This is a genomic window from Microtetraspora malaysiensis, from assembly GCF_050947145.1.
Lineage (GTDB): Bacteria > Actinomycetota > Actinomycetes > Streptosporangiales > Streptosporangiaceae > Microtetraspora_A > Microtetraspora_A malaysiensis.
In genome coordinates this window covers 6,673,392-6,695,557 of sequence record NZ_CP191998.1, presented here as the reverse complement: position 1 = coordinate 6,695,557, position 22,166 = coordinate 6,673,392, and the positions used below count along the sequence as shown (strand labels likewise).

Annotated in this window: 21 protein-coding genes; 8 read left to right on the top strand and 13 right to left on the bottom strand. The window is 68.5% G+C overall.

Annotated features, from left to right (window positions below):
• Position 1: 1 nt before the first annotated feature.
• Together ACQP1V_RS31555 and ACQP1V_RS31550 are read left to right on the top strand one after the other, a co-directional pair.
• A complete protein-coding gene (locus ACQP1V_RS31555) occupies positions 2-832 on the top strand; it encodes an adenosylcobinamide amidohydrolase (protein WP_433426022.1) in 831 nt (276 codons plus the stop codon).
• Positions 833-1,010: 178 nt separating this feature from the next.
• Positions 1,011-1,673 (top strand): tetratricopeptide repeat protein, encoded by a 663-nt coding sequence (locus ACQP1V_RS31550; protein WP_433413630.1) that lies wholly within the window; start codon positions 1,011-1,013, stop codon positions 1,671-1,673.
• Positions 1,674-1,761: 88 nt separating this feature from the next.
• Here ACQP1V_RS31550 and ACQP1V_RS31545 read toward each other — a convergent pair whose 3' ends face one another.
• From ACQP1V_RS31545 to ACQP1V_RS31530, 4 genes are all read right to left on the bottom strand, one after another.
• Positions 1,762-2,292, bottom strand: coding sequence for a pentapeptide repeat-containing protein (locus ACQP1V_RS31545; protein ID WP_433413628.1), 531 nt, complete (start codon positions 2,290-2,292; stop codon positions 1,762-1,764).
• A 113-nt stretch (positions 2,293-2,405) separates the two neighbouring features.
• Complete coding sequence (locus ACQP1V_RS31540; protein ID WP_433413627.1) at positions 2,406-3,464, bottom strand: hypothetical protein; 1,059 nt, start codon at positions 3,462-3,464, stop codon at positions 2,406-2,408.
• A gap of 356 nt (positions 3,465-3,820) precedes the next feature.
• On the bottom strand, positions 3,821-5,026 hold the full coding sequence (locus ACQP1V_RS31535; protein ID WP_433413626.1) for an alginate O-acetyltransferase AlgX-related protein: 1,206 nt from the start codon (positions 5,024-5,026) through the stop codon (positions 3,821-3,823).
• A 12-nt stretch (positions 5,027-5,038) separates the two neighbouring features.
• Entirely contained in the window at positions 5,039-6,475 is a 1,437-nt protein-coding gene (locus ACQP1V_RS31530; protein ID WP_433413625.1) for an MBOAT family O-acyltransferase, read from the bottom strand.
• An 880-nt stretch (positions 6,476-7,355) separates the two neighbouring features.
• On the opposite strand from ACQP1V_RS31530, the gene ACQP1V_RS31525 reads away from it, so the two are divergent.
• Positions 7,356-8,057 carry a DUF4328 domain-containing protein gene (locus ACQP1V_RS31525; RefSeq protein ID WP_433413624.1) on the top strand — a complete coding sequence of 234 codons (702 nt, stop codon included), beginning with the start codon at positions 7,356-7,358 and terminating at the stop codon, positions 8,055-8,057.
• Between the two features lie 131 nt (positions 8,058-8,188).
• Here ACQP1V_RS31525 and ACQP1V_RS31520 read toward each other — a convergent pair whose 3' ends face one another.
• The 3 genes from ACQP1V_RS31520 to ACQP1V_RS31510 all read right to left on the bottom strand — a co-directional run bounded on the left by ACQP1V_RS31520 (position 8,189) and on the right by ACQP1V_RS31510 (position 10,385).
• Positions 8,189-8,875, bottom strand: a complete 687-nt coding sequence (locus tag ACQP1V_RS31520; RefSeq protein ID WP_433413623.1) for a hypothetical protein — start codon at positions 8,873-8,875, stop codon at positions 8,189-8,191.
• A 219-nt stretch (positions 8,876-9,094) separates the two neighbouring features.
• A complete protein-coding gene (locus tag ACQP1V_RS31515; RefSeq protein ID WP_433413622.1) occupies positions 9,095-9,877 on the bottom strand; it encodes a hypothetical protein in 783 nt (260 codons plus the stop codon).
• Positions 9,870-10,385 (bottom strand): SigE family RNA polymerase sigma factor, encoded by a 516-nt coding sequence (locus ACQP1V_RS31510; RefSeq protein WP_433413621.1) that lies wholly within the window; start codon positions 10,383-10,385, stop codon positions 9,870-9,872. The genes ACQP1V_RS31515 and ACQP1V_RS31510 overlap by 8 nt, the downstream gene beginning before the upstream one ends.
• Positions 10,386-10,604: 219 nt before the next feature.
• On the opposite strand from ACQP1V_RS31510, the gene ACQP1V_RS31505 reads away from it, so the two are divergent.
• A complete protein-coding gene (locus ACQP1V_RS31505; RefSeq protein WP_433413620.1) occupies positions 10,605-11,537 on the top strand; it encodes a hypothetical protein in 933 nt (310 codons plus the stop codon).
• A 126-nt stretch (positions 11,538-11,663) separates the two neighbouring features.
• Here the strand turns inward: ACQP1V_RS31505 and ACQP1V_RS31500 are convergent, their stop codons facing one another.
• The 5 genes from ACQP1V_RS31500 to ACQP1V_RS31480 all read right to left on the bottom strand — a co-directional run bounded on the left by ACQP1V_RS31500 (position 11,664) and on the right by ACQP1V_RS31480 (position 16,443).
• A complete protein-coding gene (locus ACQP1V_RS31500) occupies positions 11,664-12,017 on the bottom strand; it encodes an SDR family oxidoreductase (protein WP_433413619.1) in 354 nt (117 codons plus the stop codon).
• Entirely contained in the window at positions 12,014-12,646 is a 633-nt protein-coding gene (locus ACQP1V_RS31495) for a nuclear transport factor 2 family protein (RefSeq protein WP_433413618.1), read from the bottom strand. The genes ACQP1V_RS31500 and ACQP1V_RS31495 overlap by 4 nt, the downstream gene beginning before the upstream one ends.
• Positions 12,647-12,690: 44 nt before the next feature.
• A complete protein-coding gene (locus ACQP1V_RS31490; protein WP_433413617.1) occupies positions 12,691-12,918 on the bottom strand; it encodes a hypothetical protein in 228 nt (75 codons plus the stop codon).
• A 211-nt stretch (positions 12,919-13,129) separates the two neighbouring features.
• Positions 13,130-14,908: a protein kinase domain-containing protein gene (locus ACQP1V_RS31485; RefSeq protein WP_433413615.1), complete on the bottom strand. Its 1,779-nt coding sequence runs from the start codon at positions 14,906-14,908 to the stop codon at positions 13,130-13,132.
• Positions 14,905-16,443 carry a zinc ribbon domain-containing protein gene (locus tag ACQP1V_RS31480; protein ID WP_433413614.1) on the bottom strand — a complete coding sequence of 513 codons (1,539 nt, stop codon included), beginning with the start codon at positions 16,441-16,443 and terminating at the stop codon, positions 14,905-14,907. The genes ACQP1V_RS31485 and ACQP1V_RS31480 overlap by 4 nt, the downstream gene beginning before the upstream one ends.
• 196 nt (positions 16,444-16,639) lie before the next feature.
• Between ACQP1V_RS31480 and ACQP1V_RS31475 the strand changes: the two genes are divergently transcribed.
• Together ACQP1V_RS31475 and ACQP1V_RS31470 are read left to right on the top strand one after the other, a co-directional pair.
• Positions 16,640-17,809: a sensor histidine kinase gene (locus ACQP1V_RS31475; RefSeq protein ID WP_433413613.1), complete on the top strand. Its 1,170-nt coding sequence runs from the start codon at positions 16,640-16,642 to the stop codon at positions 17,807-17,809.
• The gene (locus ACQP1V_RS31470; RefSeq protein ID WP_433413612.1) at positions 17,809-18,480 is read left to right on the top strand and encodes a response regulator; all 672 of its coding nucleotides are present in this window, start codon (positions 17,809-17,811) and stop codon (positions 18,478-18,480) included. The genes ACQP1V_RS31475 and ACQP1V_RS31470 overlap by 1 nt, the downstream gene beginning before the upstream one ends.
• Here ACQP1V_RS31470 and ACQP1V_RS31465 read toward each other — a convergent pair.
• A complete protein-coding gene (locus ACQP1V_RS31465) occupies positions 18,423-19,121 on the bottom strand; it encodes a hypothetical protein (protein ID WP_433413611.1) in 699 nt (232 codons plus the stop codon). The genes ACQP1V_RS31470 and ACQP1V_RS31465 overlap by 58 nt on opposite strands.
• 184 nt (positions 19,122-19,305) lie before the next feature.
• Between ACQP1V_RS31465 and ACQP1V_RS31460 the strand changes: the two genes are divergently transcribed.
• Positions 19,306-21,447 (top strand): DUF6421 family protein, encoded by a 2,142-nt coding sequence (locus ACQP1V_RS31460; RefSeq protein ID WP_433413610.1) that lies wholly within the window; start codon positions 19,306-19,308, stop codon positions 21,445-21,447.
• 44 nt (positions 21,448-21,491) lie between these two features.
• On the top strand, positions 21,492-22,148 hold the full coding sequence (locus ACQP1V_RS31455; RefSeq protein ID WP_387408610.1) for an SDR family NAD(P)-dependent oxidoreductase: 657 nt from the start codon (positions 21,492-21,494) through the stop codon (positions 22,146-22,148).
• Positions 22,149-22,166 lie beyond the last annotated feature (18 nt).

The following is a 22,166-nucleotide window of genomic DNA, read 5'->3' as shown; positions in this document are numbered from 1 at the left end:
GATGACGCTGGGGTACCGGCACGAGGACGGGGCACGGCTCGCGTCGCTGCTGTGGGAGTTCGGCCCGGGGTGGCGGATGATCTCGTCGGCGATGCTCGGCGGCGGCATCGGCCCCCGCGCGTGGGTGCTGAACGCCCAGGTCGTCGCCGCCTACGCGCGGATGGACCCACTGGATCACCTGGCCGAACTCGCGCCGCCGGGCCCCGGGGCCGGGGTGGGGATGCTCACCGCGGCGTCCGTGGACCGGTACGTTCAGGCGTCGGATGGGGGAGTGGAGGCGGTCGCCACGGTGGGGCTGCGCGTCCCCACCTGGGCGGCGTCGCCCGAGGGCAGGCCCGACCCCGAACTGCGTCCCGCGCTCGCCGACCCGGCGACGTTCGATCCATTGCCGCCTGACCGGGCCCCGCACACGCCTGCCCTGCCCGATCACCCACCGCTCGACCCGGCTCCCGGCGACCCGGCACCGCGCGGCTCCGCGCCGTCCGGCCTCCCCGCACCGGGGACGATCAACATCGTCGTGGCGGTTCCGGTCGCCTTCACCGACGCGGCCCTGGTCAACGCCGTCATGACGGTGACGGAGGCGAAGACCCAGGCGTTGATCGAGGCCGGGTTCCCGGGCACCGGCACCGCGTCCGACGCGGTCTGCGTCGCCGTACGGGACCACGGAACGGGGGACGGCCCCGGCACGGGCCGTGCGGCATGGCACGGCGCGGAGGCCGGACCGGAACTCTTCGGCGGCCCGAGATCGATCTGGGGCGCCCGCATCGCGCGCGCCGTCCACCGGGCCGTCCTCGCCGGATCCCGGCAGTGGACGGCGACCCACCTGGGCTAGCTCCGTTTTCCGCACATCGGGACGAGTTGCTGATGTGACACTCGCTCGGGGCCGGCCGGGTCGATTGGGCGAAGAGCCGGCCACCCCACTCATCGCTGACCGTCCAGATGACGATCCTGGGCCGGAGTACTCTACTGCTGATCTAGCACGTAGTGGCCATGCCAGGGCGGAGGCGGCGATGAGCGCCGAAGACCGGATCGAACGGGCCAAGACGCTCTATGAACAGGCAGTGTTCAGCGGCGACGCCAGCGTGCTGGCCAACGCCGAATGGGGCCTGGACGCGGTGGAGGCCGATGCCGCGTTGGCCCGTGGGCGGATCCTGCATGCGCGGTTTCTCAACGAGCGCGCCAGCGCTGGCTCGTCACCCGTCGAGGACCCGGCTGAACTGCCGTTGTTTGAGCGTGCGCTCGAGCTGTACCGGGCGCTGGGCGACGCGCGCGGCGAGGCCGAGGCGTTGTTCTGGATCGGCTGCCTCCATCAGGTCATCCGGCGTGACAACGAGACTGCGGTTCCGGAGCTGGAGCAGTCCTGCCGGCTGGCGGCGCAGGTCGGCGACAAGCCGACCCAGTCCGAGGCCCTTCGGCACTTGGGCATCGCGGCACACATGGCCGGTCGGCTGGATGAATCGCGCGAGCGGCTGGAAGAGTCGTCGCGGCTGCGCCGGGAGGTCGGGGCCCTGCCGGGTGTGGCCGCCAACATGGTCGGGCTGGCCTACATCGCCGCCGCTCAGGACCGGCGGGCGGACGCGCTCGCGACACTCGACGAGGCGCACGCCATCGCACAGGCGCATGGTGCCCATGCCATCGTGCGGCAAATCGAGCAGGCGAGAACGGAGATCTAGTACTCCAGCTGGGCTGGATTGCTGATCGAACTGGAGGAGGTCGTCGAATCCATCACCCGATATTGCCGACGAACGTCAGGGCAGGACTCTAGATATTCCATGAAGGAATACCGATTATTTGCTCGAGTTGCATGTCACGAGTGATGGCGTTATCGAACTTGGCGTCAGTGACATCGGTTAGGCCGTGCGGCGGGGTGCCCGTGTTGACGCTGCTGAATTGTGCCGCGGTCAGGTCGGTGTCTCGCAGGTCGGCCGCCCGCAGGTTACAGCCGGCCAGGCTAACACCTCTGAGTGATGCGCCGCGAAGGTGCGCCATGCTGAGGTCACACAGCTTAAAGGAGCAGCCATCCAAGACGGAGTGACGTAGGTCTACCCCGACGAACGAGCAGCGCACGAACCACAGCTGCCGCGGTCGCAGCGAGGCGAGATCCTGGCCATCGAATACTTGCTGTTTGACGGTGGCGTAGAGGCGAAGCGAATTTAGCAGCTGCTTCGGTGAAGCTTTATCAATCATGTACATCATTGTGCCATCCCGGCTGGAGCCGAATCGAGAATGCCGCTGCGCTGAACCGCAACCAGCTGTCGCAGCCGACCAGGCCGGGCAGAGCATGACGGCCATCGCGAAGCAAGATGAGTGCCGACCGAATCAATCTCGCCTCCTGCATCTATCACCGAAGCACATACGAGCGTCAGTTTGCAGAGGCGGCGAATGTATGCTTGCTTACGCGGCGCCTAAACATGGACGAGCCGGTCAAGAATAGTCTCGACGTCATCCCATCGGGCCACGGCATCGCGTGCCGGCAGGCTCGGATAGGCCGACGTAAGAGCCTTCGTGGTAAGGGGGCGCAAAGATTCAAGGCAAGATGCGGCCAGCGATTCGTGTCCACGCTTTCGCATGGGATCAAGATTGAAGCAGAGAACCCGATCCGAGGGATACAGCTGAGCTACTCTCAGGTCGCTCCGGCTCAAGACGCGGATCCCGCTCGGGGCACTTTGAAGTGCGACCCCCTGCCGCTGCGTCCATCGTTCGAGCAGGTCCCACAGTGCACGAACGTGGTCATCGGCGTTCTGTCGAACTTCCCGCAGGTCAGGCCGTTGTGTAGCAGTCTTCGCAGAAGCGGCAGCGGTACGTCCGTATAAAACTGGGACGAGTGTCTTCCCCGGATAGCCCTCAGCAAGGTACTGCTTGACCTCTACGGCAAGAACCTCTCCAGGGTTCATCTGCTCGTTGAGGAATTCCACGATGCAGCGAAGATCATCGGGGATGACGTCAGCGACGAAGACCATACGGATCCGGCCCGTACGCAGATTCTCCGCGACTTTGGCGAAGAACTCCTCCACCGTGACCATCTCGTCACCGCAGAGCTGGCTGATCAGTTCCTGTGGGTCCTGGCCTGCTTCACGCTGCGTCTGCTCAAAGTGCACACGCAGATCCTGGGACGGCCAATAGCGAACGCCATTGGCGGCGTAATCGAGCATCTGGCCAACGACTTCGCGGCGTATTCGAGAGTCGCTTGAGCGTTTCACCTCGACCAGGGTGGGAACGCCATCCTGATCGACGAAGAGATGATCCAGACTCCACCGACCGCTGCCGCCGTCACGGTCGGGGATGCCGAATTCGCGCCGCACCAACAGCCACCGGCGAGGAGCGCCGGGTGTCATCTGCCCGCCGGCGAGCAGGTCCGGGTGAGTGGCGAGCAAGTCCTGGAGCACTTCTTCAGCTTCGTAAGGCGCCACCCGCATCGCCACAAGACGACCTGCCTCGTCGATGTGAAACAGTCCGTCGCCCATTTCCATCTCCTGGGATCTTCCGTCAGGTTGCCCGGCGATGATATCGAAACAAGATCGAAACTACCGAGAATCGGCCCGAGGTGAGCGATCCTTGCGCCGCTTCATCGGCTCCCTGCGATGCCGCTTTGCCGATAGCGTTCGCAACGAGATAGCGCCAGAAGAGTAGCTCCGCTGTTTCGGCGAGGGCTCGGTGTGTGGTCGCGCTGATCCCGGAAATGGCGAACGCCCCTTCAAAACCCTCACTGCGCGCTGTGGGCGTGCTTGGCCACGTGGCATCTCCTGTGAGGCGGCCCAAGCGCGGACCGAACAGCCGAAGAGCGCGGCGACGTCGCCGGGTTGGCGTCGCGCGGGTACCTCTACCGAGCTCCTTCCTGCAGTGCCTTCTCAACGGCCTGGAGCGTGGCGTCGTCCAGCATCTCGCCGTGGCCCCCGACGAAATAGCGCTCCACCATCTCGAACACCACCACGTCGCTCGCCGCGATCTGATCGGCCACCTGCCGTGCTCCCGCCCTGGCCGGCGCGTCGCTACGCATAACAGTCAGATCCGCGAAGTACGGCGTGGTCCATGGGACGGAGGTTCGGGTGAACGAGTCGCCGATGAGGATGGTCCTCGGTGTGAACAGCGGCGCCTTCCCAGAGGTGTTGGTGACCCTGAACCACAGGGGCGTCCCGCTGTCGTCCCACCTGAGCTGGCGGACCCCTTCCCGCTTCAGACTCCACTGCTCGACGATCTCCTCCCGAGGGGTGCCCAATAGCGGGCCGAGATCTCCCGTCCTGGTCTGGCTTCCCGTTCGGGCGAGATCGTTGCTTTCGGTGAGACCCGGTTGGACGGCCTCGGCGAGCAGCATGCCGTACAGGGCGGAGGAGCGATCGTTCCAATGGCTGTCGGTACTCCAGTAGACCGGTTTCCCTGCCTCGTTCCGTAATTTCAGCAGGGCCGAGCGGAGATCGATGTACCCGTCCAGATCGGCGTGTGCCAGCGCGGCCCAGAACTCCCGCTTCCGCCTCTCCAGGCAGTCCTTGCCGAGGAACCGCTCCGGCAGATGCTCAGGATGGATGGTGGTCTTGTCGGGAGCCACAGTGAACAGGAACCTCTTGCCGGACTTCCGGACCATTCTCGCGAGGCGGCGGACACGGTCCAGCGTCTCGTCGATCGACCACTCCGGCCGGCACGCCTCGGCCACGTCGTCCCCGAAGTAGAGCCACCCGTCCCGGCCTTCGATCACTCGCGGGTACGTCGGTTCTCTGCCGGTGTGGTACGTCGGAGGCTGCTGGAAGAGCAGTTGGGAAAGCGCGGCGTTCCCGCTCACCGCGTGCTGCCGCAGCGGCAGATGGGCGATCGCCCAGGATTCGAGCTTGGGGATGAACGCCCACCCCTCGGCGAGGTCCGGGAAGTCGGGGAGTTTCCGATTCTCCAGTTCGATGGCCCGCTCGCCTGCGGCGAACGCCACCATGGGGCTGAAGAAGAGCAGCCCCGCAGCGAGAACGGCGGCCGCACGTCGGCCGCGTACCCGGCGAAAGCCGGCGTCCTCGCGGCGCCGCGTGCTGTCGGTCGACGTCATCTGTCATCTCTTTCAAAACTGGTAGTAGAGGAACGGGCTGAACGTGCCGGCGGCGACCAGCACCCCGGCGTACGGGGCCGCCACCCACGTCATCACCGCCCGCGCCGCTTTCGCTGCGGGCCCCCGTCCGGACTCGACCAACCGGCCGAGCGAGAACGAGGAGGGGAGCAGTACGACGGTCAGTGCGAGGACAAGGATGAGGGACCGCTGATGGTCGAGCGCGAACACGACGAACTCATCGGGAGCGCCCGGCTGCCAGCTGAACATCGCACCGAGCATGTGCACGGCCTCCGTCATGTTCTCCGCCCGGAAGAACACCCACCCGACCACCACCAGGAGGAAGGTCGCCGCCCGGCGCGCGACCAGGACGATGACGTTCCCCGGCATCCGGTCGAATCCGGATGCACGCTCGAATACGAGCAGGGCGCCGTGATAAAGGCCCCAGGTGAGGAACGTCCAGTCGGCGCCGTGCCAGAAGCCGCAGAGTATGAAGATGATGCACAGGTTCCGGTAGGTGGCCAACCGGCCTCCGCGGTTCCCGCCAAGAGGGATGTACACGTAATCGCGGAACCAGCGGGACAGCGACATGTGCCAACGGCGCCAGAAGTCGGTGATGGAGTATGCCGAGTACGGGCGGTCGAAGTTGTCCGGTAGCCGGAACCCGAGCATGACGCCGAGGCCGATGGCCATGTCCGAGTATCCGGAGAAGTCGAAGTAGATCTGGATGGTGTAGGCGAGCGCCCCGAGCCACGCTGTCGCCGTGGTCATCTGCCCGCCCGGATGAGCGAAGGCCGCATCCGCGATCGGTGCGATCGAATCCGCCACGATCACCTTCTTGGCCAGCCCGAGGGCGAAGCGGGGAAAGCCCACGGCCAGGTCGTCCAGTTTCCTGCGGCGGGTGTCGGCGAGTTGCTCGGAGATCTCGTGGTAGCGGACGATCGGTCCGGCCACGAGCTGCGGGAACATCGCGATATAGGTCACGAACTGAACCGGGCTCTTCTGCGCGGGCCGGCTGCGCCGATAGACGTCCACCACATAGGACAGATGGTGAAAGGTGTAGAAGGAGATGCCGATCGGCAGGGCGAGACTGATGATCGGGGTGTGTCCCAGTCCCAGTGCGCTCGACAGCGCATCGATCTGATGACTGGCGAATCCGGCGTATTTCCAGACGGCCAGGATCGTCAGATTCCACAGCACGGTCGTGATCAGTAGATACAGGCGTAATCGGGAGCGTTCCCGTAGCCGATCGGAGTCGATCGCGATGCCGACGGCGTAGTTCACCGCGATGGCGGATAACAGGAGACCTGTGTAGGCGCCCGCACCCCAAGTATAGAAGACCAGGCTGACCACGGCCACCAATGCGTTACGCCACCGGCCGGGGAGCAGCAAGTATGCAGTGAGCGTGACCGGCATGAAGAACCAGAGGAAGATCGGCGAAGCGAAAGACATCGGTCTCCTGGTACGGGGGAAAGAGAGATCCTGGCGGCCGCGTGGGAAAGTTCGGTCCCTTTATCCGTGTCCGGGCGTCACGAGGAAAAGGAGATAACTCACGCAGGACAGGGCCCCCGGGCGGCTCATCGCGACGAAAACCGCTGAAGCGTGAGCGTCGCCTGGGCGGTGGAGCCGTGCGGCCGAAACTGCCATGACCACGGCCTCGGCAACCTTTGAGAGGGCACTACTCCGCGTTATCCATGCCCGGTCACGCTTTCGCGGGACTCCCGCGCTCCACTGGGTGACGCCATTGCATCAGATGGCCGTCGACGTGTTCCAAGCTCAGGTCCTGGTCGTACCGCACAGGGATGTCCTCGACCTAAGTGAGTGGAACACGCTCCTCCTTGGGCGCCTCTTTGGGGGAAAGCTACAGAACTGCGGCTACCCGGGTGTCGCAAAAGTATCGTAATCGACTATACAGCCAATGTAAGCACTTCATGACGAGGCGACGAATCGGAGGTCAGACATGGCGGGCCGGGATCTCGCCGCGTGCGCGGACTGTCCCTTCTCTCGCCCCCGATCGCCGCCAAGGTCCTGGGGCGCCTCGGGGTGTGGCTGGACAGTCTCGAATCATCATCCTCGGTGACGCGCTGGAGCAAGTAGCCGAGCGCTGATCTTGCCGCCCACGGTCGAGTCCGAGGCCAGGGGTTCGGAGCGTGGGGCCAGTGGCGGGCGAAGACGCGGGTGACGGTCCGAGGAGAATCCATTGCTTTGCGAACTGGGGCGGGCATTCACCGGTCCCGGCGTGATCACGGATCAATTCCAAGTGGGAAACGTGAACAATGGTGCCCTGCGCCGGCATTAGAAGATGACTCCTCGCCCTGTTTCGAGGAGTCTCATGCATCCCACCGAATCGCCTACGCCTCTGCGGCCGATACGTGGCCTGGGGAGGGCGGCCGTCGTGATGCTGGCCGTCGATTCTCTGGTGAGCGTGATCGCGTCCGTCATAAGCGCGCAAAGGGCCATTCTCATCGACAGGATGCTGGCCGACAGCGACTCCGTCTCCATGAGCGAGGTCGAGGCCAGCGACGCGCTTAGTGCCGGGTCCGGCCTGGTGGAGATCATCGTCTATGTCGCCACAGCTGTCATGTTCCTGATCTGGCTGTTTCGCGCCCGGACGAACGCGGAGGTGCTGAGCCCGTGGCCGCATCGACGCGCCAGACCATGGCTGATCTTCGGATGGTTCGTCCCCATCGTCAGCTGGTGGTTCCCGAAGCAAATCGTTGATGACATCTGGACGTCTTCAAACACTGGCGCCCTGGCGGAGACCGGAAACTTCGCGACCGCCCGCCGTTCCGGCCTGATCTGGGCCTGGTGGCTGGCGTGGCTGGTCACCGCGTGGGTCACAAAACTGGTGGGCCGCAAATACGTGAATGTCGAGGAGCTGCCGGACTTACGGAATGCGGCCGTTTTCGACATCGTCGGCAACGCGCTCTCCATTGGCGCGGCCGCCCTGGCCGTCGCGGTCGTCCTGGCGATCACCCGTCTCCAGGAGGACCATTACCGAAATGTGGCAGGGCGGCTGCAGCGCGTGGCGTGATGGGAGATCGACGCTGCCCGGCAAGGGATGTAAGGAGGGCGTCGGCAAGACCACCACGCTGTCGATGGCCGTCGGCCCGCTGCGCCCGGACGGCGGCCGTCGCGGGGGACAGGGGACGTGCGTCGGAGCCGTCAGTAGGTGGCGCACCCGACGTTGACCGGGACGCGCGCCGACGCGCGGCCGGACTTCAGGTCGTACGCCTGGACATAGCCGTTCGGCTTCTTGGACCCGGAGCAGTCGAGGAGGTCGAGCTTCTTGCCGAAGCTTCCCCCGGCGTAATCGGCGTTGGCGACGGCCTTCACGTAACCGCTCTTGTGGATCTGCCCGTTGGTGTAGCGGAAGACGATCGAGACGGTGCCGAAGTTGTAGTGGTCGCCGTTGACCTGGATGCGCGGGATGGTCCCCGGCCCGTTCGGCCGGTACGTGCTGATCCAGAGGCGGGCCAGGACCTTGCGGTCGGAGGAGGTCTTGTTGGCGTCCAGCGTCTCGTCGCGGAGCTCGGGAGAGACGCAGACGTCGTCTCCGGTGAACGCCTCGCGCCAGACCAAACCGGTCAGGCAGGTGTGCGGGCCGTACGCGCCGTTTGTCCAGCGGGCGGCTTTGGTGCGGTTCTCCTGAGCGGTCCGGGTGCGCACCTCGGGCGTGACGCAGACCAGGTCCGAGGGGCGCGCCTCCCGCCACACGTAGCCCTGAAGGCAGGTCTCGGGACCGGGGTCGGGGGCGGCGGCGGACGCGGGCGCGGCGAGGATCGCGGCGGGGACGGTGAGGGAGAGGCCGGCGATCGCGGCGGCGGCCAGGCCGAGCGTGGTGCGCTTCATGGTGATCTCCTGACGGGGTGCTTCCCTGCGGTGCGCGTTCAGGAAACGACCGGGCGCTTTCAGCTCCCTTGATCAGGGCATGCAGAAAGTCTTGCAAGTCGGCAAGTGCCCCATCTGGGCGGTCAAGGCCGGGACCTGGCCCCCGCCCCGTGACCGGATCGCCGTATCGGGTTGCCGGCCGAGGGGCGGGGGATGCGTGGGCGCGCGTGACGAGCGGATTCAGTCGTCGGCGGTGAGCCCTTCGGCGATCTTCTTCAGTTCGGCGTCGATCGCCTTGGCGCCGGTGAACTTCTTGGCGTAGACAGGGCTGAACATGATCTCGGCCCGTCGCCTCTCGCCCATGTTCAGGATGAGGGTCGGGGTGCCCTTCCCGCCGTCCTCGCCGACCCACTGGGTGATCAGGTAGCCGGTCCGGTCGCCGATGGTCACCTCCGCGCCCTTCCCCTCCTCGCGGTAGGCCCGCAGGCGCGTGTCGGCCGCCTGGACGGCCTGGCCTTCATAGACGTAGATCTGGACGCAGTAGAAGCCCTTCTCGTCGCCGTCGTAGTTCCACGCGGTCGTGTACTTGTCGCCGAAGTCCAGCGACCAGTGGGACCACTGCAGGCCGTCGGGCAGGTAGCCCACCCTTACGTGTCCGAAGGCCTTCCCGTCGCCCAGGTCCCCGAGATCACGTTCCTCCCGCGCGGGATCGTCGTCGGCGGGGACGACGATGGCGGGGGGCTCCTGCGCGGCCTGATCGGTGGTGTCCGGCTGCGAGGTCGCGGAGACGGCGCCGGGCGCGCCGGCCCCGGATCCCTGCAGGGAGGCGGAGCCCGGGCTGAGGATCAGGTACGCGGGGGCGGCGACGCCCGCGACGGCAACCGCGGTGGCCAGCGTGGCGAGCCTGATTCGGTTCGTCTTCTTGCGGCGTGTGGAGCGGATGACCCGGTTCACCAGGTCCGGCGGGGCGTACAGCCGCGCGGTCTCGTCCGCCATGATCTGGCGGATGTCGTCTTCAGGCATGGACATTCCTGATCATTCCTTCCGATGATCGCCCGCCGAGGGCCGTGCGGAGTCTGGCGAGCGCTTTCGATGCCTGGCTTTTCACCGTGCCTGCCGAGCAGCCGAGGATCTCCGCGGTCTGCGCCTCGCTGAGGTCCTCCCAGTAGCGCAGGACGATCACCGCGCGCTGCCGGGGAGGCAGGGCACGCAGGGTGTCCATCAGCACGTGGCGCAGGTCGACGTCTGTCTCGTACGGCGACGGCTCGGGAGGGGTGTGCATCGGGATGATCCGCAGGATCGCCCGGCGCCGGGCACGGTCGATGGAGGTGTTGACGATGATGCGGCGGACGTAGGGCTCGGGATTGTCGTACCGCACCCGATCCCAGTTCCGATATGCGCGCTCCAGCGCCGTCTGCAGCAGGTCTTCGGCCTCCCCCTCGTCGCCGCTCGTGAGGTAGGCGACCCGCAGCAGACTCGTGCCGCGGGCGGCCACGAACGCGGCGAACTCGTCGTCTTCGGCGCTGCTCACGCCGGTTCGTCCAGTTCCATGACCCCTAATACGTACGGGGCTTCCCACGCGTTGCCCACATCAGTGGACGACCCCCCACGTTTCCTGGAACCGCGAATCCCGGGAGGAAAGCGGCAACGAGCCCGCGCCTTGTCCGGAACCTCGGGGCGTACGCGGGCAACCCGTCAGGCGGTCCAGCCGTATTAGGGGGCACACAATCGGACGTTCCGGAGGAACCAGATGAAGTTCGTGACCACCCCCGCCCGGTCGCTGATCGCGCTCGGGCTCGGCCTGGCCACCGTGGGCGCCATGGCCCTGCCGGTCTCGGCGGACACGCTGAACCTGCGGCTCACCGCCGCCACCCGGTCGGCGACGGCTCCCGCGCAAGGCGCTTACTGGCATACCAAGATGCTGCGGACGGCCACCTTCCCCTGGCAGTTCGGGAAGGGGACGAACCGCTACCGGCTGGAGCAGCAACGAGTCATTGAGATGTGGACCTCGCCCGATGGCAAGGTCTGGGTGGGGCAGCGGAACCTGGGGGTCCACCCCAAGAGCGCGGCGGACGAGGAGGCGTGGCGTCGCGACGGCTCCCCGGCCACGTGGAAGCGCGCGGTGAACGGCTCGACCGTGTCGCTGTCCAGCGAGCCGGACAAAGGCGGAGTCTTTCCCGTGAAGGCCCCGGCCACGTTCTCGCTGGCCGGGCAGCGGCTGTCCTATGAGCAGCTCCAGAAGTTGCCCGCGGACGCGGCGGGGTTGAAGACCTGGCTCGAGAAGGCCGCGCGCGCCGCCAAGGTGAACGCGGACGCCGTCGACGGTTACGTGACCCAGGCGCTGACCACCCTGCTGCGCGACCTTCCGGCGCCGAAGGAGGTCCGGGCCTCCGCGTACAAGGCGCTGCCGACGATGCCCGGCGTCCGCTCCCTGGGGGCGAGCAAGGACTCCCAGGGTAGGACCGGCGAGGGCCTGTCCGTCGACCACGGGCGGACCCGCCAGAAGGCCGGCACGATCGCGTCCACGACCGAGCTGATCGTCGACACCGACGCGATGCTGCTGCTGGCCGAGAGTCTGACGTCCACGATCAACGGCAAGCCGTTCCTGGACAAGACCTGGACCGAGACCGTGCTCCAGGTCGGCTGGACCGACGACAAGCCGTCGGTTCCCGCTCTCCAGTAGGTAACCAGGCTGCCCCTGCCATCAGGGGCATCCGCGATCCCGGGGACGGGGAACCCTCGGGATCGCGCCTTGGGACGAGAAACCACCGAGAACGGGGACGTTCACATTGGCGGGAGCGCGGCGTGGTCAGCTGTGCGCATGACCACCTAAACGGGAGGCGCCGTCGATTCTGATGGTTTCACCGTTGATCATTGGATTCTGAATCACGTGCGCGACCAGGTTCGCGAACTCGGCGGGGGCGCCGAGACGATACGGATGCTGTGCACCGGACAGCGCCTTTCGTTGCGCGAACTCCGGAAGCCGGCCGAACATCGGGGTGTCGAACATTCCCGGGGCGACGGTGACCACGCGAATCAGCGTGGGCGCGAGATCGCGCGCCGCGGTCAATGTCATCCCGGCCAGACCGGATTTGGACGCGACGTGAGCCGCCATTCCCGGAGGTGCGTCGAACCCCGCTATGGAGCCGGTGTTGATGATCACTGCCCGGCTGCGTGAGCATGGCGAGCACGGGCGGCGCCCCACAGGTCAGCCCCGTTGATCGGGATGATCGGCACGTCGAGAATCGCCATTCCCGCGTAGACGAGGTCGTGGGGAGCGCGCTGTCCCACCGATACGTGATCTTGCGGCACGTCGGTGCTCTTCGGGACGACGAACTCGCGGCCGGACTCGACAACGGTCTGCCGGTGCAGGATCCGCCACAGCCCGTCGCGCTTTTCGAATACGTCGACGTAGCGGCCCTCCAACTGCTGATCGATGAAATCGCCCGAGCCGTCCTCCATCGGAATGTGGTGCAGCACATACCATTGGCTCTCGACAAACGCGCGATCACCGTCGAGTTTGATGATCGGATTCGTGATCGAGTGCTGGGAGTTAGAAACCTCCGCCAGTAGCGGCACCACGTACTCTGCGAACTCGTGCGCGTTTCCGTTGAAAAACCAGTGTATGTCGATGCCGTCAGAGTGGTAGCAGGACTTGAACAATTCGAGGTCGCACCGGTCCGCCGCGCGCGCATAGCGGTACAGCACGTCGCGAATGGATTCCCGGTCCTCCAATTCTGCGAGCTTGCGTTCGAGCTGTTCGATCCGGCCGGCGTTCATGTCCGTGGTCATGACTTCTTCCATTTCGATTCGGGTTGCCAATCAGCGCACTGCTGTCAGCTCGGCTCCGTGGGGGCTCGTACGCCCTGGCGATAGGTGGGCAGAGCCACCGGCGCCCAGCCCGGTTCGGTCTTGGTGTTCGACACGCGTATGGACGTGTCGATCATCGGAGTGGCGAAGTGCGGCGCGGCCGGCCGGAGCACCCGGCCGGGCGTCGCCACCGTGGTCGCGCAGATGCCGGTCCGGGCCGGGCCTGCGCGCCGGCTGCGGTGCCGGACCGGCAAAAGTCACCTGTCTCATGCGTCGCCTCCATAGGCGCCTGTGTCAGTCAACATAGACTGTGTCAGATGGCTAGTCAACGCGGATGTGACCGGCTGGTAACGACGGCGCTTCAGGCGTCGTGGCTGGGTGGCGAGGGCCGGCGGGCAGCCGGATGCCGATGCTGACGGCGGCCCGGTAGGCGGCCCGCTCGACGATGCCCCGCGCCAGGCGTTGCTAGGAGGTGAACCGCACGGTGTTGATCATGTGGTCGATCAGGTCGGGGTCGCACTTCGTGCAGAAGAACGTGATCAACACCGACGACTCTCCGGAGCCCTGCCGTACGACGTAGGCGGAGAAGTCGAGGCGGCCGCCCTGCCCGGGGTCGCCCGCCACGCCGGACAGCTTGACGGCGGGGCGGCCTCCTACCGTGGCCGCCATCGGAGCGCCGGTGAAGGCGACGGTGCCGGGCAGCGCGGACGGCAGGCTCTGCTGGAGCTCCACGGGGGAGTCCGACGTGCTCAGCGCGTTGTTGACCTGGGCGAAGATCCCCGAGGCGCGCTCCGGCTGCCCGTTGATGACCGGGTTGACCTTGGACCAGTCGGTGTTCCCCGGGATGGCGAACAGGGCGTTGAAGTCGTCGGTCGCGGGTGTGGCGATCATCCACTGGTCGCCGTTGGTCTTCGCGGTCCCCCAGGTCGAGGGGTAGGCGATCGTGAAGGGCGCCGCGACGGATCCGGGATAGGTGTTCCAGGTCGCCGCCGTATCGCCGCCCCGGGTGAGGATCAGCACGGCCGCCACCACGACGGACACCAGTACGGCACAGCCGCCGATCAGCGGCCCGAGTGGCAGCCGCCGACGTCGCCCGGCGCCCACGACCGTCGCCTCAGGGGAACGGGGAGGCTCCGGCGTCCGGGGCGTGGCGCGCCCGGGGGCCGGGGGGTACGAGGTCGGTCCGGACGGCGCGCCGTACCCGGGCGGATTCGAGGTCGGACCCGATGACGCGGCGTACCCCGGGGGATTCGAGGCCGGAGCGGGCGTCGGGGGATACGACGTGGGAGTGCCGGATCCGGCCGGCCCCGCTCCCGGAACCGGCGCGGGACGCCCGCCGGGGTGCGGCAGGGAAAGCGTCACCGGAGATGGCGCGCCGCCGCCGATCTCCGCGCCGTGCCCGCTGATCGCGTCGCGCAACGCGGCGACGAACGCCTGGCAGGTCGGGTAGCGCTCGTCCGGTGACTTGGCCAGCGCCCGCGCCATGACGTGGTTGACCGCGTGCGGCAGGTCCGGCCGGTACGGCGTGACCGGCGGCGGCTCGTGCGAGACGTGCGCGTACAGCAGCGCCAGCTCGCTGTCCCGCTGGAACGGCGGCAGCCCGGTGAGCGCCTCGTACGCCACGCAGGCGAAGGCGTACAGGTCGCTGCGCCCGTCCACGGGCAGGCCGCGGATCTGCTCCGGGGCGACGTAGCGGGGCGTGCCCATGAAGTGGCCGTGGCTGGTCAGCCCCGCCTCCGCCGACGAGCTCTTGGTGAGCCCGAAGTCGGTGAGGTAGACGTGGTCGCCGTCCGCCACCAGGATGTTGGCCGGTTTCACGTCGCGGTGGACCAGCCCGTCGGCGTGCGCCGCGTCCAGCGCCGAGGCGATCTGCGCGAACAGCCGGTACGCCCGCGCCACCGGCAGCGGCCCGGCCGACAGCAGGAGGCGGCGCAGGTCGCTGCCCTCGACGTACCGCATGGCGATGAACAGCAGCTCGTCCCGCTCGCCCGCCTCGTAGATCGGGATGATGTTCGGGTGGTCGATGCTCGCGACCATCCGGGACTCGCGGACGAACCGCTCGCGGAACCGGTGGTCGTGGGTGAGCTGCGGGGCGAGGATCTTCAGTGCGACGGCGCGGCCGAGCCGCCGGTCGCGCGCGCGGTACACGGTCGCCATGCCGCCGCGTCCGACGACGGCCTCGATCGTGTAGTCGCCCAGCGTGCGGCCGACCAGCCCGGACGGCGTCTGCGCTCCCTCGCTCATCGCGGGTCCGCCGGATGTCCGCAGAAGCCGCAGAACCGGTGGCCCGGCCCGAGCCGCATCCCGCACTGCGTGCAGAACTTGAGCTGCGCCTGCCCGCGCGGCGGCGAGGGGTCCGGCGCGGGCGGCGCGGCGGCTGCCGGAGCGGCCGCCCCGGCTTCCCTGGTGACGTCCCGCTCGGGGGAGGCAGGAGCCTCGTACGGCGCGGCCTCGAACACCTGGGTCGCGGCGGGCGGCCAGGAGGGGACCGCCGGCCCGGAGGCCACCCCGTCGGGGGCCGGATCGTGCGCGTGCTCGGCGGCGCTCCCGCCTTCCACGCCGGATCGCCGCCGCCGACGGCGGGCCAGGGCCAGTACGGCTCCCGCCGCGATCACGATCACGACCGCCGCTCCGCCGCCCAGCCAGAGCAGCGGCGAGATCGCCGAGGACTTCTTCGCCACGGCCACCGGCGAGGCCGTGGCCCGGGCGCCCGCGTCCTCGGCGGTCCCCGTCTTGGCTCTGGCGACCTTGAGGTGGTCGAGCGCGACCGCCTGGTCCGGCCGCAGGTTGAGCACCTGGAGCAGCACCGGGACCGCTTCGGCGTACAGCTTGTTGTGGTAGGACGCCAGCGCGCTCTCGTACACGACGTCCACCGGACCGCGGCGCGGTGTGACGCCGGCGGCGACCAGGGAGGTGCGGATCTCGTCCACCGGTGTGATCGTCAGCGGCGTGCCGGAGTCGCCGGCCAGCAGTCCGACGACCTCGCTCTTCTCGTCGTCGATGAGCGCGCCGCCGGTCGCGCCGTTCTTGAGCAGCTTCGCGAGCTTGTCGCGGTCCTCCTGCTTGAACGTGCGGGTGCCCGGCGGGTCCAGGTGGGCGGTATCGGCCTTGGCGGGCTGCTTGGCCGACGGGCGGCCGGCGAACGAGATCACGTCGAGGGCGACGACGGACGGGCCGAGCGAGACGCCCACCGGCACGGTGGGGAGGGTCTGCTTCTCGCCGCCCTTGGTGACCTTCAGTACGGCGGGGGCGGCGGGGGAGGCGCCGGTGGTGAGGATCTGGGCGGGCAGCCCGTCCGGCAGCGGGGGATCGAGATAGGGGAAGACGGTGACGTCGGTGGTGACCGTCGCGATGCAGGTCGAGTTCTGTCCCTGCGGGGGATAGCAGGCCTGTAATCGCCGGTTGAGGTCGGGGTCGTCGAGGGTGTGCCGGGAGAAGTCCGCCGGGACCTTGACCTTGAAGTATTCGGAGAAGATCCGGTTCGCGGCGTAGATCCGGGGGTCGCGGCTCGCCTGCACCACGCCGGTCGCGGTGACGACCACGCCGTCAGGGGTGACGGTGAACCCGCTGCCCTCGGCCAGGTCGATGTCGTACTCGCGGACGGCCTGCTGGATGACGCTGCGGTCGTCGAGCAGGGTGATCGACACGTGTGAGGTGGACTCGACCCGTACGACACCGGGAGTGACCCGGTCGGTGGAGCCGCTGGGGTGGGGGTGGAATGGCAGCGAGAGCAGGCCGAGGGCGCCCAGCCCCGCAATGAGGGAGTGCAGGGAAGGCATCGCCGCCTCCTACGACCCGGTGGGAACAGTCCAAGAGTCCCAGCGCGGAGAGTGATGTTCAAGAGCCGGTACGGTGACCGACATCCACTTGATACCGGCGCCGGGTCGCGCGCTCACTTGTCATCCACTTGTCGTCTGATTGACGCCCCGGTCGGGACGGTGCCGCTCTCCGGAGCGGCATATTAATGTGCGCGTCATGACCTCCCTGACCCGTCATTTCCGATCACTCCCTTTGGTGGACGTGCTGATCGGCGCCGCCGTGATCACCCTCGGCACGCTCGAGGCGATGACGGTCGCGACGTCCTACGGGTCGGCGCAGAACCCGCAGTTCTGGTGGGTGGCCCAGGCGGTCGTCACCGGCGTGCTGGTCCTCTACCGTCGTAGGTTCCCGGTGGCGGTCTTCATCCTGATGCTGCTCGCGCAGTACGCCTGGCACCGGCAGGGCAACGAGGGCTGTCCCGTGTGGCAGCTCGCCTCGCTGCTCATCGTCTTCCACACGATCGGCGCGAAGCTGCCGCCGAAGCCGGGGGCGTCGTGGGTGATCGCAGGCATCCTCATCTTCGACTCGGGGGCGGTGGACCACCGTCCGCTGCCGCTCGACGAGGTCATCTTCCTCACCGTCGTCTTCGGCTCCGCGTACCTGACCGGGCTGGCGCTGCGCGGCTACCAGACGCACGCGCAGCGGATGGCCGAGCGGGCGGCCCGCCTGGAGCTGGAGCGCGAGCGCCGGGCCGCGGAGGCGGTCGCCGCCGAGCGCACCCGCATCGCCAGGGAGCTGCACGACGTGGTCGCGCACAGCGTGAGCATGATGGTCATGCAGGCCGGTGTGCTGCGCCGCGGCCTGGGGGGCGACAACGAGATCCTGTCGGGCATCGAGCAGGCCGGCCGGGAGGCCGTCGAGGAGCTGCGCATCATGCTCGGCGCGCTCCGGATGCCGCAGGACGAGGCGCTGCCCCAGCCGGGTCTGGACATGGTGGGCAACCTCATCGCCACGCTCGGGTCGTCCGGCGTGCGGGTCCACCTCGCCGTCGAGGGCGAGCCGGTACGGCTCCCGCCCGGCCTCGACCTGTCCGCGTACCGGATCGTGCAGGAGGCGCTGACGAACGCGGTGAAGTACGCGGGCGACGCCGATGTGCGGATCACGATCGGTTATCGCGACGACGTCGTGGAGCTGCGGATCGCCGACAACGGCACGCCGGGCCCGTCCGCGGCCGGGCTGTCCACCGGCAACGGACTCATCGGCATGCGCGAGCGGGCCGAGCTGTTCGGTGGCTCGATCGAGGCCGGGCCGCTGCCTGAGGGCGGCTTCCAGGTCAACGCCCAGCTTCCCCTGTCCCAAGGAGTCCCCATGAGCGAGCACGCGTGATGAGCGAGGCGTCCCCGATCCGCGTCGTCGTCGCCGACGACCAGGCCATGATCCGCGTGGGGCTGCGCATGGTCGTGGAGAGCGAGCCCGGCATGGAGGTCGTCGGCGAGGCCGCCGACGGTGTGGAGGCGGTCGCCGTGGTCCGGCGGTGCCGGCCGGACGTCGTCCTCATGGACATCTCGATGCCCCGCATGGACGGCCTGACCGCGGCCAGGCAGCTGCTCGACGCCCCGCACCCGCCGAAGATCGTCATGCTGACGACGTTCGACACCGACGAGAACCTGTACGCCGCGCTGCGCGCCGGGACGAGCGGCTTCCTGCTGAAGGTGTCGCCGCCGGAGCAGCTCGTCGAGGCCATCAGGGTGGTGGCCGCAGGCGACGGGCTGCTCGACCCCGCGGTGACCACGCGCGTGATCGCGTCCTTCGCGGGACGGCACGAACCGGTCCGCCCGCCGCAGCTCGCCGAGCTGACGCCGCGCGAGCTGGAGGTGCTCCGGACGCTCGCCCGCGGCCTCACCAACGCCGAGATCGCCGGGGAACTCTTCGTGGGTGAGGCCACGGTGAAGACCCATGTGGCGCGGGTGCTCATGAAGCTGAACCTCCGCGACCGCGCTCAGGCGGTCGTCTTCGCGTACGAGTCGGGCGTGGTGAGGCCGGGGGCGGCGGGGTAGTAGGCGGCCCACGCGCCGTCGCCCATCCGGAGCACCTTGACGCCGAACGCGCCGAGGGCGACGACGGGCAGCGTCCAGAAGAGGATCGTGAGCGGGCTGTACGGCACGGGGAACGAGACGACGTAGCCGACCGCCACCGCGGCCGGCACCCACCAGTGGACCGCCCCGGCCCGCCACACGGCGGTCAGCAGCAGGGGCAGCGCGGCGATCCCGATCATCCCCGGCAGCATGAACCCGAAGGTGGAGTGGGGCAGGCCCATGATCTCGTCGAGCATGCGCTGCGCCTGCTCCGGCGGGTAGCGCTGCCCGAGCCACCACTCGACCGGGTCCGTCATCAGCAGGGACGAGAGGTTCATGTAGCCGAGGACGGTCACCACGCCGGTGATGTGGCCGAACGCCACGGCGCGGCGCCGGACGAAGTGCAGAATGCCGACGGCCGCGACGGCCATCAGCAGCCAGCTCCAGTGGTAGAGCGCGGACTGGAGCTGGGCGAGGGCCGGGTTGTCGCCGTAGCTGACCGCCTCCCGGTCGTCGCCCCAGGTGCCGGGGTCGACGATCACGGCGACGAGCTGCAGCAGCGGGGCGACGATCAGCAGCGTGCCGGTGGCGACGCGCCTGAACCTGGTCGTGTTCCTGAGCATGGGATTTTCCTCACATTGGGGCCTTCCGATCGTTCTCCGATCGCGCTGGACCCTAGGCGGCCCGCGTGCGGGCGCACGTCCGCCGCCGGGCTGATTCGCCATCCACCGCTTGGGGGACTTGTGGTAACAGGCTGTCCTATGTGTATATTTTCCTGTAGATAGGTCCTGAATCGGGAGATATTTCATGACGACGTTCCCCTCGATCCTGTTTGACGAGGCACACAGCGAGGCATGGACCATCCGGCGCGACGTCGCTGAGGCCATGAACCCGGCGCATCCTGACGACAACAGCTACGCCAGGGCGGCGGGAGCGCTGCGCGCGCTCGGCCACGCGGTCGCCGCCCACACCGAAGGACCGATCACGCCGTCATTGCTGAGCGCCCACGACGTCTTCGTCGTCGCGCACCCGTCGGCGGAGCTGTGGGAGCGGACCACCGGCCTGGGCAGCCCCGTCTTCCCGGTCGAGGAGCTGGACGCGATCGAGGCGTACGTCGCCGACGGTGGCGGGCTGATCGTGCTGGCCGAGTGCGAGCAGGAGAAGTACGGGAGCAACCTGACCGAGCTGCTGGCCCGCTTCGGCGTCGGCGTGGAGCACCTCACCGTCCAGGACCCGGCCAACTGCCACAACAAGGTCGCGACCTGGGTCCTCGGCGCTCCGCAGACCGCCGTCGTGCCCGGCGCCGCGGCCGCGGGTACGGACGCCGCCCCCGCGCAGGACCTGCTCGCCGGCGCCCGCCAGGCCTGCTTCTACCGCTCCGGCACGCTCGTCCCGCCGGACGGCGCGACCGTGCTCTTCGCGACCTCGGGCACCGCCGACCCCGCCCGCCGCCCCCTCGCCCTCGCCGTACGGCACGGCCGGGGCCGGATCGTCGTCCTCGCCGACTCCGACCTCTTCGGCGACGACTCGATCGGCGACTACGACCACGAGCGCCTCTGGGAGAACCTCGTCACCTGGGTCGCCCGCGACCCCGCCGACGCCGCCGGGGAGCGCGCCTCCCACGTGGCCGGCGCGCAGGACGCCCAGGAGGAGGAGTACGTCCGGGTGTTCGCCGGGCTCAAGGCGGCCGTCGAGGAACTGCGCGGCCTCCAGGCCAAGGACGGCTCCGTGACCGGCGACCGCGACCGCGCCGTCGCGCTCGTCGGCGACATCGTGGACCACGTCGTACGGCTCGCGCCGCGCTTCCCGCACGACCGCGCGTACCTGGACGCGGTCGTCGCCGACTTCCGCAAGTGGGTGGCCGACGGGCTCGGCGTGCCCGACTTCCTCGACTCCCTCGACGCCTTCCACCCCGACACCCAGCGGGTGGACGGGCTGGAGCACCTCGTCGTCTTCCCGATGTACACCCAGAACGGCAACCTGGACCGCAACATCGAGGCCGTCTGGATCCGCACCGTCTGGCCGGAGTGGCTGGCCGAGCTGGAGCGCGGCGGCTACGACAACCCGATGTTCGTCCCGATCGCGTTCGTGGACTTCACCTCGGGCTACGACACCAACTCCGCGGTGCTGTTCCCCGAGACCGTCGCCGTGCGGCGGACGCCGCCCGCGTTCACCTGGGGCGGCATCTTCTGCGACCGCGAGGCCGCCCGGTTCCGCGTCGTCAGCGGCGCCGCGGCCGCGACGCTGAAGCTGGCCCTGCCGCCGGACGCGGCCCGGCTGATCGCCTCCCAGCAGCTCGCCCAGGACACGTTCGTGATGTGGGACCTGATCCACGACCGGACGCACAGCCACGGCGACCTGCCGTTCGACCCCTTCATGATCAAGCAGCGGATGCCGTACTGGCTGTACGCCCTGGAGGAGCTGCGCTGCGACCTGACGGCGTTCGGCGAGGCGGTGAAGCTGGAGGAGGCCGGCGTTCCGCAGGCCAAGTACGTCCAGTACGCGATCCTGTTCGACCGGCTGTTCCGCTTCCCGATCACCGGTGACCGGGTGCGCAACTACGACGGGCTCGGCGGCCAGCTCCTCTTCGCGTACCTGCACCGGAACGACATCGTGCGCTGGACCGACAACCGGCTCACCGTCGACTGGGAGCGCATCGCCGACGGCATCGCCGACCTGCGCGGCGAGGTCGAGAAGCTCTACCGCGACGGCATCGACCGGGCCAAGCTCGCCCACTGGCTCGCCGCGCACCAGCTCGTGGCCGCCTACGTCGAGCCGCACCCGGCCTCGGTCTGGCACAAGGGCGCGGACGCGCTGCCGGTCGAGGGCTTCCCCAAGGCCGTCGTGGACGCCGTCCTGTCGGACGAGTTCCCCCTGAGCATGTTCTACGAGGCGCTGCGCCGTAAGCTCACCGATGTCGTCGAGTCCACTCGTGGGATCAGGGCGTGACCCCGTCCAGCCACACGAGCCGTACGCGAGAGAGTGAGTGATCGATGAGCAGAGTGATCCTTGTCGCCGGTGCGGCGGGACCCGCCGGGCAGGCCGTCGTCCGCCGGTTCGAGGAGCTCGGCGACACGGTGATCGGCGTCGACCGGACCGGAGCCGACGGCTGCCTCCCGGTCGACCTGCTCGACGAGCAGGCCGTACGCGACCTGGCCGAGCGGATCGGTGAGGAGCACGGCCGGGTGGACGGCATCGTCCACCTCGTCGGCGGCTGGCGCGGGTCCAAGACCTTCGCCGAGACCTCGCTCGCCGACTGGGACCTGCTGCACGACCTGCTGGTCCGCACGCTCCAGCACGTCTCGCTCGCGTTCGAGCCGCTGCTGCGGGCCAGCGAGGACGGCCGGTTCGTGATCGTCTCGGCCAAGGCGGCGCAGAAGCCCACCCAGGGCAACGCGGCGTACGCGACGGCGAAGGCCGCCGCGGAGGCGTGGACCCTCGCGTTCGCCGACGCTCTGAAGGGCACGGCGTCCGCGGCGACGATCCTGGTGGTGATGGCCCTGGTCAACGACGCGATGCGGGCGGCCAGCCCGGAGCGGCCGTTCAAGGGGTACACCGACGTCGCTACCCTGGCTCAGGCCGTCTCCGACCTGTGGGACCGCCGCCCCGAGGAGGTCAACGGGCAGCGGATCGACCTCACGGCGAGCTGAGCGGTGACCCGGGTGCCG

Bases quoted from the DNA above. Each gene is read 5' to 3' on its own strand.
- ACQP1V_RS31555 (WP_433426022.1), top strand. From the start codon at position 2: ATGACGCTGGGGTACCGGCACGAGGACGGGGCACGGCTCGCGTCGCTG.
- ACQP1V_RS31550 (WP_433413630.1), top strand. From the start codon at position 1,011: ATGAGCGCCGAAGACCGGATCGAACGGGCCAAGACGCTCTATGAACAG.
- ACQP1V_RS31545 (WP_433413628.1), bottom strand. From the start codon at position 2,292: ATGGCCGTCATGCTCTGCCCGGCCTGGTCGGCTGCGACAGCTGGTTGC.
- ACQP1V_RS31540 (WP_433413627.1), bottom strand. From the start codon at position 3,464: ATGGGCGACGGACTGTTTCACATCGACGAGGCAGGTCGTCTTGTGGCG.
- ACQP1V_RS31535 (WP_433413626.1), bottom strand. From the start codon at position 5,026: ATGACGTCGACCGACAGCACGCGGCGCCGCGAGGACGCCGGCTTTCGC.
- ACQP1V_RS31530 (WP_433413625.1), bottom strand. From the start codon at position 6,475: ATGTCTTTCGCTTCGCCGATCTTCCTCTGGTTCTTCATGCCGGTCACG.
- ACQP1V_RS31525 (WP_433413624.1), top strand. From the start codon at position 7,356: ATGCATCCCACCGAATCGCCTACGCCTCTGCGGCCGATACGTGGCCTG.
- ACQP1V_RS31520 (WP_433413623.1), bottom strand. From the start codon at position 8,875: ATGAAGCGCACCACGCTCGGCCTGGCCGCCGCCGCGATCGCCGGCCTC.
- ACQP1V_RS31515 (WP_433413622.1), bottom strand. From the start codon at position 9,877: ATGCCTGAAGACGACATCCGCCAGATCATGGCGGACGAGACCGCGCGG.
- ACQP1V_RS31505 (WP_433413620.1), top strand. From the start codon at position 10,605: ATGAAGTTCGTGACCACCCCCGCCCGGTCGCTGATCGCGCTCGGGCTC.
- ACQP1V_RS31495 (WP_433413618.1), bottom strand. From the start codon at position 12,646: ATGACCACGGACATGAACGCCGGCCGGATCGAACAGCTCGAACGCAAG.
- ACQP1V_RS31485 (WP_433413615.1), bottom strand. From the start codon at position 14,908: ATGAGCGAGGGAGCGCAGACGCCGTCCGGGCTGGTCGGCCGCACGCTG.
- ACQP1V_RS31480 (WP_433413614.1), bottom strand. From the start codon at position 16,443: ATGCCTTCCCTGCACTCCCTCATTGCGGGGCTGGGCGCCCTCGGCCTG.
- ACQP1V_RS31475 (WP_433413613.1), top strand. From the start codon at position 16,640: ATGACCTCCCTGACCCGTCATTTCCGATCACTCCCTTTGGTGGACGTG.
- ACQP1V_RS31470 (WP_433413612.1), top strand. From the start codon at position 17,809: ATGAGCGAGGCGTCCCCGATCCGCGTCGTCGTCGCCGACGACCAGGCC.
- ACQP1V_RS31465 (WP_433413611.1), bottom strand. From the start codon at position 19,121: ATGCTCAGGAACACGACCAGGTTCAGGCGCGTCGCCACCGGCACGCTG.
- ACQP1V_RS31460 (WP_433413610.1), top strand. From the start codon at position 19,306: ATGACGACGTTCCCCTCGATCCTGTTTGACGAGGCACACAGCGAGGCA.
- ACQP1V_RS31455 (WP_387408610.1), top strand. From the start codon at position 21,492: ATGAGCAGAGTGATCCTTGTCGCCGGTGCGGCGGGACCCGCCGGGCAG.